The 10,023-nt window shown below is 56.0% G+C and carries 13 protein-coding genes and 1 tRNA gene; 2 read left to right on the plus strand and 12 right to left on the minus strand.

What is annotated here, in order from left to right; all coding sequences use genetic code 11:
* Positions 1-97 precede the first annotated feature (97 nt).
* The 10 genes from K1718_RS20865 to K1718_RS20910 all read right to left on the minus strand — a co-directional run bounded on the left by K1718_RS20865 (position 98) and on the right by K1718_RS20910 (position 7,138).
* On the minus strand, positions 98-1,708 hold the full coding sequence (locus K1718_RS20865) for a bifunctional metallophosphatase/5'-nucleotidase (RefSeq protein ID WP_152502781.1): 1,611 nt from the start codon (positions 1,706-1,708) through the stop codon (positions 98-100).
* A gap of 262 nt (positions 1,709-1,970) precedes the next feature.
* On the minus strand, positions 1,971-2,165 hold the full coding sequence (yacG, locus tag K1718_RS20870; RefSeq protein WP_152502782.1) for a DNA gyrase inhibitor YacG: 195 nt from the start codon (positions 2,163-2,165) through the stop codon (positions 1,971-1,973).
* A gap of 43 nt (positions 2,166-2,208) precedes the next feature.
* Entirely contained in the window at positions 2,209-2,835 is a 627-nt protein-coding gene (locus K1718_RS20875; protein WP_265680971.1) for a Maf-like protein, read from the minus strand.
* Positions 2,836-2,878: 43 nt separating this feature from the next.
* Positions 2,879-3,097 (minus strand): translation initiation factor IF-1, encoded by a 219-nt coding sequence (gene infA / locus K1718_RS20880; protein WP_006939340.1) that lies wholly within the window; start codon positions 3,095-3,097, stop codon positions 2,879-2,881.
* Between the two features lie 229 nt (positions 3,098-3,326).
* Positions 3,327-3,761, minus strand: a complete 435-nt coding sequence (locus K1718_RS20885) for a YybH family protein (RefSeq protein ID WP_173006100.1) — start codon at positions 3,759-3,761, stop codon at positions 3,327-3,329.
* Between the two features lie 76 nt (positions 3,762-3,837).
* The gene (locus K1718_RS20890) at positions 3,838-4,242 is read right to left on the minus strand and encodes an arsenate reductase ArsC (RefSeq protein ID WP_371419543.1); all 405 of its coding nucleotides are present in this window, start codon (positions 4,240-4,242) and stop codon (positions 3,838-3,840) included.
* Between the two features lie 223 nt (positions 4,243-4,465).
* A complete protein-coding gene (locus tag K1718_RS20895; RefSeq protein WP_152502785.1) occupies positions 4,466-4,969 on the minus strand; it encodes a UPF0262 family protein in 504 nt (167 codons plus the stop codon).
* A 26-nt stretch (positions 4,970-4,995) separates the two neighbouring features.
* On the minus strand, positions 4,996-6,291 hold the full coding sequence (gene hisD, locus K1718_RS20900; RefSeq protein WP_265680970.1) for a histidinol dehydrogenase: 1,296 nt from the start codon (positions 6,289-6,291) through the stop codon (positions 4,996-4,998).
* A gap of 53 nt (positions 6,292-6,344) precedes the next feature.
* Positions 6,345-6,782 (minus strand): DUF2948 family protein, encoded by a 438-nt coding sequence (locus K1718_RS20905; protein ID WP_152502787.1) that lies wholly within the window; start codon positions 6,780-6,782, stop codon positions 6,345-6,347.
* A gap of 143 nt (positions 6,783-6,925) precedes the next feature.
* Positions 6,926-7,138, minus strand: a complete 213-nt coding sequence (locus tag K1718_RS20910) for a hypothetical protein (protein ID WP_265680969.1) — start codon at positions 7,136-7,138, stop codon at positions 6,926-6,928.
* Between the two features lie 135 nt (positions 7,139-7,273).
* Here K1718_RS20910 and K1718_RS20915 point away from each other — a divergent pair, with 135 nt between their 5' ends.
* Entirely contained in the window at positions 7,274-7,753 is a 480-nt protein-coding gene (locus tag K1718_RS20915) for a DUF3124 domain-containing protein (RefSeq protein ID WP_265680968.1), read from the plus strand.
* Positions 7,754-7,762: 9 nt separating this feature from the next.
* Here K1718_RS20915 and murA read toward each other — a convergent pair whose 3' ends face one another.
* Together murA and K1718_RS20925 are read right to left on the minus strand one after the other, a co-directional pair.
* The gene (gene murA / locus K1718_RS20920; protein WP_265680967.1) at positions 7,763-9,052 is read right to left on the minus strand and encodes a UDP-N-acetylglucosamine 1-carboxyvinyltransferase; all 1,290 of its coding nucleotides are present in this window, start codon (positions 9,050-9,052) and stop codon (positions 7,763-7,765) included.
* A gap of 193 nt (positions 9,053-9,245) precedes the next feature.
* Positions 9,246-9,425: a hypothetical protein gene (locus tag K1718_RS20925; RefSeq protein ID WP_265680966.1), complete on the minus strand. Its 180-nt coding sequence runs from the start codon at positions 9,423-9,425 to the stop codon at positions 9,246-9,248.
* Between the two features lie 434 nt (positions 9,426-9,859).
* Here K1718_RS20925 and K1718_RS20930 point away from each other — a divergent pair.
* Positions 9,860-9,934, plus strand: a tRNA-Thr gene (locus tag K1718_RS20930).
* Positions 9,935-10,023 lie beyond the last annotated feature (89 nt).

The raw sequence follows: 10,023 nt of genomic DNA on the forward strand, positions 1-10,023 counted from the left end.
TTTTGGGCAATGACCGCAATGCAACACTGCGCGCTTTAAGTAGCACAAAGAAAAAGCGCGCCGTTTCCGGCGCGCTCAATTCATGATTTCCCGAACCTTATTGCTCGGTGATACGACCATCGGTGAAAGGCGTGTATCCATTGCGTTCGGCAATGAAATCAGCAACCACGACTTCAAGCCCAGGCCCGTAGTCGTAAGCATTCATGCCGTTTTCAGCGAACACCTTGTAGCCATCGCCGCCGCCGCGCATATAGTTATTGGAAACAACACCATAGACCTTTTCCGGGTCAATCGGTGCCCATGCACCATCTTCCATGACTTCCACGACAAGAATACGGCCCTCACCTGGTGCCTTCTTGCGCGTCCAGGAGTATTTCAAGCCGGCAACCTGCGGAAAACGGCCCTTTCCGTCTTCAACTTGGGACACACCATTCTCGAGCGCTGCAATGACGTCAGCGCCTTTCAACTGGAACGTTGCAAGTGTGTTCTGGAACGGCAGAACGGTCAGAACTTCGCCCATTGTCACTTCGCCACCATCGATTGACGCGCGAAGTCCGCCACCATTCTGGATGGCGATCTGAACGCCCTGGTCCTTCACTCTATCGAGCATTGCATCGGCGACCAGATTGCCCATCTGACACTCGCCGGAACGGCAGGATCCACGATCGCCGTCAATCGGCGCATCGGTCGCACCAATCACCTTGGCCTTCAGTTCTTCAATCGGTGCTGCAAATTCTGCAACCCTGGCCAGGAACGCCTCATCGGGCTCCACAGAAGCATCCAGCAGGATCGGTTCGCCTTCCGCCTTGATAAGATTGCCGTCGTCATCCCAGGTCAGATCGATCTCACCCAGGAATTTGCCATAAGCATAGGCCTGGACAATCGGCACGTCTTTTCCGTCCGGATTCTGAACGATGACGGGGTAAGGACCTGCAGCGCCTTCCTGAGTGTTCGACAGAAGCGTGTGGGAGTGTCCGCCAACGATGAGATCAATTCCCGGCACGGCTGCTGCGATCTCCATGTCGCGCGGCAGACCCATATGGGTGACAGCAATGATCTTGTTGACGCCCGCTGCTTCAAGACCCTCGACAGCACCCTTCAGGTAATCTTCGGCCTGAATGAAACGGACACCCGCGCCTGGTGACGACGTATCGACAGTATCTTCGGCAAGTGCCGAAACGATGCCGACTTTCTCGCCGCCCTTCTCCACGATCAGGACGCCTGGAACCTTTCCTTTGAGTGCAGCGTCGGCATTGACATCGATGTTGCCCGACAGGATCGGAAACTCGGCCTTGTCAATGAAGTTGGCGAGGGCTTCAGGACCATCGTCAAATTCGTGGTTGCCCACTGCCATCACATCGATGTCCATGCCATTCAGAAACTCAACGGCAGCCTCGCCCTTGTAGGTCGTATAGAACAACGACCCTTGGAACTGGTCCCCGGCATCGACGACAAGAACGTTCTTGCCTTCGCTGTCCAATGCGGCACGGCGTTCGTCGAGTTTCGATTTGATGCGTGCGATACCACCGAAACACTTGCCTTCCGTCTCGGATTCGGCGTCGCAGGTGGAATCGTATTTGTTGATGGACTCGATGCGCGAGTGCAAATCATTCAGATGCAAAACCGTAAGTGAATACTCGGCATAAGCCGCTGTGGACAGCGCGGTCGTAAGTGACAGCACCGCAGCGCTCAGGATTGTTCTTTTCATCGGACCCTCGCCCTTTGGATTGGTTGTTGTGCAGGAACTGACCCATAGGCCGTCTCCCTCACCTCCCGGTACCGTTTCCCAATGCCTTGGCTAGGCACTCCCCTATTTCGTCCTTACGAGGGCGCCACAACCGGCGACGAGTCGACCGGGTTAGTTGGTGTAGACGGATCTTGGTGCAGTTTTGTGACGTCTGCAAGTGACATCGTGTGCGCAAGAAGCAAGAAAATTAGCCGAATAAATACCAATTTGAACGAACGCCTGCCTAATCTCCGGGCAGGTCGCTCTCATCGATGTCGTCGGTCTCGACGACGGGAATCGTATAGCCTTCGGTGAACCAGCGATTGAGATCAATCTTGGCGCAGCGATCCGAGCAAAATGGATAATTTCCCGGGGTCGAGAGTTTCGAGCAGATCGGGCACGGGCGCATTCGCCGTTCAGGTTTCTGGCTGTCGGTCATGATACCTCTGCTTGCCCTTATCCACGCGCTCCCGGGAATGACCTTACGCTGCTGCTGTGGCCCAGCCCTGATGAACAGGGTAGCCGGCAGAACTCAGGAGCCCGGCCGTTTCCACAAGCGGAAGACCGACAACTGCCGGGTAAGAACCAACAAGCTTGACGACAAAGCTTCCCGCCAACCCCTGGATGGCATAACCGCCGGCCTTGCCGCGCCATTCGCCGGAAGAAAGGTATTCGTCCATGTCCTTTCGGGACAAACGTTTGAAGCGAACGCGGGTCTCCACCAGCTTGGAGCGCACCTTACCTGTGGTTTCAGCCACGGCGACCGCCGTAAAGACCCGATGACCACGGCCTGAAAGTAGAGACAGGCACATAAGCGCCTGATCCGTCAGTTCGGCTTTTGGCAGCGCGCGGCGCCCCACAGCAACGACTGTGTCGGCCGCCAGAACAACGCTGTCCCGCAGCTCATCCGACGCATCTGCGGTCTGCCGGACGGTCTCTGCCTTGGCCCGAGCCAGGCGCAATGCAAGACTGCGCGGCGTTTCGTGCTTTTTCGGCGTCTCGTCGATGTCGGCCGGCAGAAGGTGATCCGGTTCCAAACCGATCTGCTGCAGAAGCGCGAGACGTCGCGGCGATGCGGAGGCCAGGATCAACTGAGGGGCGGTGTTCATGAATGCGCGTGCCTGATAGCCGATGTCACCTTCAAACAACCACTTACTTGAAGCGGTAGGTGATCCGCCCCTTGGTCAGATCATAAGGGGTCATTTCGACAAGAACTTTGTCGCCTGCAAGAACGCGAATGCGGTTCTTGCGCATACGCCCGGCAGTGTGGGCGATAATTTCATGATCATTTTCAAGTTTTACGCGGAACGTCGCATTCGGCAACAGTTCTGTTACGACGCCCGGAAACTCCAGAGCTTCTTCTTTGGCCATTTGATATCCTGAATGAAGCGGGCCCTGCCCGCGGGTGCCGGGGAAACTAACGGATTAGTGCCAGAAAGTGAACCTTTCTTTCCACCCTAATCAAAGAAAGCTTCCAAGGGGCATAATCGAGTTGTTCAAATGTTCTTCCGGACGAGGCAAAGCCGCAACTCAGAGGCAATTCCATAGTGCCTCGACACGCCAGACTTTGAACTTTCGCAAGACATTTCAGTCCGAGTGACTACTGCGCAATGCCAAGGACATGGTACATGTCGCGGTGAATGAACCAGACACCATCCACTTTTTTCCAGACATGCATCGATCTGCCTGAAATTGTCTTGGTACCCAGTTTGACCTTTGTTTCTGCGACCTCGACTGCCGTGTCCGGTCCTGTCTGATCGATTTCCAAAACATTGTATTCCAGTTCGGTGACGCCGTTGTTAAAGGCGTTGGCAAAATGCGCGGCTATGGGCGCGCGTCCGACAAGCGCTCTGCTTTGGGGCGGCAGCAAGGCTGCCTTTTCGGTATAATAGGCTGAGATCGCCTCGGCATCCTTCGCATTGTAAGCGGCAATATAGGTGTTCAAACGATTGAGAATTGGGTTGTCCTGAGCCAATGCAGCTCCACCCATAAAAAACGCTATCCAAACAAAGGCAACCAGCCGAACAATCATCATTGATCCTCCCCGGAACGTACTTTGGCGCTGTTCGATTTTCCCAAGTTGAAGCATAGCGCGTTCCGGGAACCGCTTGTCAATCACCTGGCGGTGGTGCCCAGTCGAGTCGCTTCTTGATCCGCATGCTCAACTGATCCCGCACCGCGCGGTATTCATTCAGGATCTGCTCCCGGCTACCGGTTGCCACGGTGGGGTCCATTGTCGGCCAATACTCAACTTCAACCGCATCTGTGCGGGTCAGTTCCAGCGCCTTGTGGTGGGCCTCCGGAGCGAGCGTCAAAACAAGATCGAATCCAGACTCGTCCAAATCATCGAAGGTCTTTGGCTGATGCTGGCTCATGTCGATCCCGATTTCAGCCATGACGGCATCAACAAAGGGATCGATCTTGCCAGGACGCACACCGGCGGAACGCACATAAATCTGGTTCGGAAACAATTGCTTTGCCAGCGCTTCTGCCATCGGGGAACGTACGGCATTCATGCTGCAAGCAAATAGGACCGCAGTCGGACGAAGGCCCGGCCCTGTCATCGCGACTAGAGCGCAAGACGGCAAATATGAACCAATTGACCTGCCTGGCGGCAGCAGCAATGACAGCTTTTGAACGCCACGCACCCGTTGCCTGCACCATACGGCGCTGCGCAATGCGCTTTTCCAAATCTACTGCCGACCACCATCAATTGGTTCATATTTGTCGCCTTACACCCTATCCCTTCCAATGCAGCGCGTAGACGAGCGTGAACAATCGTCTTGCTGTTTGCGTATCCAGTTCGATCTTGCCGTGAAGACGTTCCATCAATATGGCTGAGCCCTCGTTGTGGACCCCTCGCCGCCCCATATCGATGGCCTCGATCTGGCTGGGCGTCGCATGGCGGATCGCTTCGTAATAGCTCTGGCAAATCAGATCGTAGTCCTTGACGATCTTGCGCAAAGGCGAAAGCGACAGAACATGCGTGACGACAGCGTGTTCATCTTCGGTGGTCACTTGAAAGACGAGCTTCTTTTCGACCACACCGAGCTTGAGCACATACTTTACCGGCGGGTGACCAACCGGCTGGAAGGAGTTTTCTTCAATCAAGTCGTAGATCGCAACGGCACGATCGTGTTCGACTTCCGGCGTTGAACGGGCAATCGATGCTTCATCCAGGACCACATCCACAAGCCTGCCACCGGCAGTCTGCTGATCGGTCTCGGATTGCGGGTCGCTCATCTTCGAAAGGCCTCTTTCGACTCCGGTTAAAGGTTCAGCCTGATGGAAACAGAGCGAGCGTGCGCCGACAACCCCTCAGATTCACCAAGCGCGATGGCTGCGGGGCCGAGCGCTCGCAAATTGTCCGGATTGCACTTCAGGATCGAGGTTCGTTTCACAAATTCCAGAACCGATAAACCTGAGGAAAAGCGCGCGGAACGTGCCGTCGGCAGAACGTGGTTCGATCCACCGACATAATCGCCAATCGCCTCAGGAGTGTAATGGCCCAGAAATACGGCACCTGCATTGCGTACTTTTTTCAACAGCGCTTCCGGGTCGCTGACGGCAAGCTCCAGGTGCTCCGGTGCAATCCGGTTTGCCAATGGCATGGCGGCATCCAGATCCGGCACGAGGATAATTGCCCCGAAATCCTGCCAGCTTGCACGCGCCACGTCCTCGCGCGGCAGGGTTTTCAGTTGTGCTTCAACGGCCTTTTCAACTTCGTCCGCAAGATCGGCGCTATCAGTAATCAACAGCGACTGAGCCGCGGTGTCGTGTTCAGCTTGGGCAAGCAAATCCGCCGCCAGCCAGTCGGCATTGTTGCCGCCATCAGCAACAATCAAGACTTCCGATGGGCCGGCTATCATATCGATGCCAACTGTTCCGAACACACGGCGTTTTGCCGCTGCGACAAAGGCGTTGCCCGGACCGACGATCTTAGCAACAGGCGAGATCGTTTCCGTACCATATGCCAGCGCCGCGACCGCCTGAGCACCGCCGATTCGATAGATCTCGCTCACGCCGGCAACCTTGGCTGCTGCCAGAACCATCGGATTGAGAATGCCGTCCGGGCTTGGAACCACCATGACAATGCGGTCTACACCGGCGACCTTTGCCGGAACGACATTCATCAGAACAGAGCTCGGATAACTTGCAAGACCACCTGGCACATAGACACCCACGGCTTCAACGGCGGTCCAAAGCGAACCCAGCTCCACGCCAATGGCATCGGTATAGCGGTCATCTTCCGGCATTTGACGGGCGTGATGGGCATAAATGCGCTCATAGGCCAGCTGAAGCGCGTTTAGCGTTTCGGCTGGAACTTCGGCCATTGCGGCATCAATTTCCGCTTCGCTGACCGTGAGCTCGGCCATGGTTCCAGCATCGAGACGGTCGAACTTTCTGGTATAGTCCAGCACTGCTTTGTCGCCGTTCTGGCGAACACTTTCCAGAATATCCCGGACGATATGGTCGACGTCTTCCGACACTTCACGCTTTCCAGCCAGAAGGGCCTTGAAGTCATCGTCAAATCCGGTGTCGGCAGTTGTAAGGCGCAGAACCACGCGGTGTCTCCATCAGGTCCGGGGAAAATACAAGTTCGGTTTATAGAAGCCCGTCAGCTCAGATCGTGCTGTGGCAGGTTCGGCGTCGACCAGGCAGCGCCGAGATCAGACAGCTGCGCTTCGATACATTCCACATCCAGGACAAGACTGGCACCGCCTGCAAATGCCAGTTGAATACGTCCAGACGGCTCATCACCGGCTTCAAACGTCACCGCGAGCAGTTCCATCACCGCTCCTTTGGCATCCTGCTGGATGTTTTGCGCTTTCATGGCCGTGACCTGCGCGATGGCCAGCGCCGAGCGTCGGCGTTCATGCTCCTTGGAGCGTTTGTCCGCCTCCTTGTCCCAAACAAACCTGTTCAAGATAAAGACAGCCTTCTTTTCCTTCGGCAGAAAACGGATGTCGGCAACCGTCAGGATGGCATCCTGTAGATGGGCCGAAAGAACCTCAAGGTCTTCCTGGTCGAGTGCGGCAAGTTTCAGCTGATCCATAGTGCTCGGTTTCTGATCCGGTCGAGTGTGTGTTTTGGCTTCCCGCATATAAGGCGGACTGGCCCTGATCCCAAGGCTGTTGACCTAATGGGGAATGAAGGATTTGGCAATGTTGAATCCTATTGCCGGCACGCCCGGCACCTTTACGGTCCATCATCCACGCGGTCACGCAGATCGGCCTTGACCTCATCCAGTGTCGCGATCCGCTTGAAAACGTGCCTGCCGAGCCACAGACCAAACACCAGCAGAAAAAGCCCGAGAGATGCGCCATAGGGCGGCGCAACCAACACGACAGCGAATAGTCCGGCCATGGCAAACGCCACCTGGATTAGAAACCGGATTGCCTGTGCTCCCATCCGCTGATGTCTCCCTGGTTCTCATTCGACAACAATTGCTATCGGCAGCTACTCTCGCCGATCCCTTGCAATCAGGGCAAGCATTTCGGAAAGTGCATCGATCTGTCGCCCGCTTGAGGGATTGCGAGAACACCGATGCTGAAACGACTTATCTTTCTTGTTGCACTGACCCTCTGGCCTCTTCAGTCCACTGTCCAGGCTCAGGACATCGCCGAAAGAGCATTGGGTGAGACAATCTATGTTCCGGCCTATTCCCGGATCTTTTCCTATCCCAACCGTTCCGACCTCCTGGCGTCCACGCTTGCTGTTCACAATGTCGATCCGAAGACGACCATCACATTGCAAAGCGTCGATTATCATGGAGAAGGCGGCGAACTGATCCGCGCGATGTTGGAGGAGCCGTTTGTTCTAGGGCCGCTGCAATCCAGAACCGTGCTCATTCCGATCAATGATACGACCGGTGGCGTCGGAGCGAATTTTCTCGTTACCTGGACGTCAGACGAAGTCGCGCTCAGCCCGATCGCAGAGGCGATCATGACCAGCGGCATCGGAGGACCCGGGCCCTCCTTTGCCTCACGCGGACGTGTGATTGAGCGGCGCACCGCAAAGGATTAAGACGGTGTCCTAGCCGGAAATCCGCTCGATCGTCGCGCCGCAGCGCGTCAGCTTGTCTTCGAGCCGTTCGAAACCACGATCGAGATGATAGACGCGATTGACGGTGGTCTCGCCCTCTGCAGCCAGGCCAGCAATCACCAGTGACACCGACGCCCGCAGATCGGTCGCCATTACCGGCGCTCCACGCAACGTCGAAACCCCTTCGATTGTTGCCGTGCGTCCGTCAACCTGGATCTGTGCACCGAGACGCGCCAGCTCTTGCACATGCATGAAGCGGTTTTCAAAAATGGTTTCCGTGATACGGCTCGAGCCGCCTGCCCGCGTCATCAACGCCATGAACTGGGCCTGCAAGTCCGTCGGGAACCCCGGAAAAGGTTCGGTGGTGATGTCGACGGGCTGAATGCCGTTGCCATTGCGATAGACCTTGATCCCATCGGGGGTCTGTTCAATCTCGGCGCCGGACTGGCGCAGAGTGTCGAGCGCGCTTTCCAGCAAATCCGTCCGGGCTCCTTGCAGCAGTACATCACCGCCCGTCATGGCAACGGCCATCGCATAGGTTCCGGTCTCGATCCTGTCGGGAACGACCGAATGATGCGCACCATGCAGACGCGGCACACCCTGGATGCGGATGGTTGATGTTCCCTCGCCTTCGATCTTGGCTCCCATCGCCTTCAGACACTTGGCAAGATCAACCACTTCCGGTTCACGGGCGGCATTGACGATTTCAGTCTCGCCCTTTGCAAGGGTCGCCGCCATCATAATGGTGTGTGTTGCCCCGACCGAAACTTTCGGAAAATCAACGCGCGCGCCCTTGAGGCCGCCCGGCGCCTTGACCACGACATAGCCGCCTTCAATTTCGATATCCGCTCCGAGCGCGCTGAGCCCGTCAATGAAGAAATCCACCGGCCTGGTTCCGATCGCGCAACCGCCAGGCAAAGACACTCGTGCCTCATGGCAACGGGACACCAACGGTCCGATCACCCAGAAACTGGCGCGCATTTTGGAAACAAGCTCATAAGGCGCGGTCGTGTCGACAATCTCTCGGGCCGTCAGGTTCAGTGTCTGGCCGGCAAGCTCGTCCTGGCCGCTGCGTTTGCCGTTGACCGAATAATCGACACCATGATTGGACAGGATTTGCATCAATTGCGCCACATCACGAAGACGGGGCACATTGTTCAAGGTCAGGGTTTCATCTGTCAGCAGCGATGCGATCATCAACGGCAAAGTGGCATTTTTGGCTCCGGAAATCGGAATGACACCATTCAGCTCCGAACCGCCGACAACCTTGATACTGTCCATTTGTTTCCGAACCCTCGTATAACGAAAAACGGCTGATAGTCGCGCGCCTGTAACAAACTCATCGGCGCAGCCTCAAACTCACATTCAAACCGCCATCTATACACAACTTATGGCCCATGCAAGGCAGCGGCCTGTCTTTGATCAGGCAATTTCCGGCAAGCAGAAAGACCTCAAGCGGTCTTCTTGCAGCCAATCAGTCTTCCTTACGGGATTTGGCAGCGTTTTTGCGCCTGCGCAGATTGGCCCTCAGCGCTTCAGCAAGACGGTCTTCCCTGGCCTTTGCCGATCCGGCCTGACCGCTTTTGGCCGTCTCATTGGATGAGTGCGCCTTGCCGGTCGTAACACCCTCACCTTGCTGATCTTTTTTATCCATGGACGAGGCCCGCTTGCGCATTTCAGTAGTCACACCTTTTACCAACAGCCGGGCGGCCTGCAAAGACGGGCTTTCGTTCGCGGGCAACAATTCAGCCTTTCTTAGACTTCCGAACGCTTTCAATGCTCCGGGCTGTAACCAGCCCGTGCGCAGCGATCAGAGCCGTCGCGCCATTGATAAATATCCACAGCCGTTTGGCGTTCTCAAAAGCAGGCATTCCAGTGCCCTTTAAGCCCTGCATGGGCGTGGTTCAGCACTGCTGGCGAAGGCACGGAAAAAAAACCAAAACACAGCTTGCGTCCCCGATACTCTTATGGCAAAAGCGCCCTCATTCCGGTCGGCACCGCTGATCGGCAACAAAAACTGCGTCTTTTCTCATGTGGAACTTTCAAAGATCTTCCAGACGCATAGCCCGTCCAGTTTGACGCGCACACGCTGCCGTAGCTCAGGGGTAGAGCACTCCCTTGGTAAGGGAGAGGTCGAGAGTTCAAATCTCTCCGGCAGCACCATTAAAACCCAAATAAAATCAACACTTAACGCAAACTTTCAATCTGGTGCCGTGCCGCTTCTTGCAGGAACATGCAAGGAACAAACGCCT

Source organism: Roseibium porphyridii, from assembly GCF_026191725.2.
GTDB lineage: Bacteria > Pseudomonadota > Alphaproteobacteria > Rhizobiales > Stappiaceae > Roseibium > Roseibium porphyridii.

Bases quoted from the DNA above. Each gene is read 5' to 3' on its own strand.
- K1718_RS20890 (WP_371419543.1), bottom strand. From the start codon at position 4,242: ATGAATGCCGTACGTTCCCCGATGGCAGAAGCGCTGGCAAAGCAATTG.
- K1718_RS20925 (WP_265680966.1), bottom strand. From the start codon at position 9,425: ATGGATAAAAAAGATCAGCAAGGTGAGGGTGTTACGACCGGCAAGGCG.
- infA (WP_006939340.1), bottom strand. From the start codon at position 3,097: ATGGCCAAAGAAGAAGCTCTGGAGTTTCCGGGCGTCGTAACAGAACTG.
- K1718_RS20915 (WP_265680968.1), top strand. From the start codon at position 7,274: ATGCTGAAACGACTTATCTTTCTTGTTGCACTGACCCTCTGGCCTCTT.
- K1718_RS20875 (WP_265680971.1), bottom strand. From the start codon at position 2,835: ATGAACACCGCCCCTCAGTTGATCCTGGCCTCCGCATCGCCGCGACGT.
- yacG (WP_152502782.1), bottom strand. From the start codon at position 2,165: ATGACCGACAGCCAGAAACCTGAACGGCGAATGCGCCCGTGCCCGATC.
- K1718_RS20865 (WP_152502781.1), bottom strand. From the start codon at position 1,708: ATGAAAAGAACAATCCTGAGCGCTGCGGTGCTGTCACTTACGACCGCG.
- K1718_RS20910 (WP_265680969.1), bottom strand. From the start codon at position 7,138: ATGGGAGCACAGGCAATCCGGTTTCTAATCCAGGTGGCGTTTGCCATG.
- K1718_RS20885 (WP_173006100.1), bottom strand. From the start codon at position 3,761: ATGATGATTGTTCGGCTGGTTGCCTTTGTTTGGATAGCGTTTTTTATG.
- K1718_RS20905 (WP_152502787.1), bottom strand. From the start codon at position 6,782: ATGGATCAGCTGAAACTTGCCGCACTCGACCAGGAAGACCTTGAGGTT.
- murA (WP_265680967.1), bottom strand. From the start codon at position 9,052: ATGGACAGTATCAAGGTTGTCGGCGGTTCGGAGCTGAATGGTGTCATT.
- K1718_RS20895 (WP_152502785.1), bottom strand. From the start codon at position 4,969: ATGAGCGACCCGCAATCCGAGACCGATCAGCAGACTGCCGGTGGCAGG.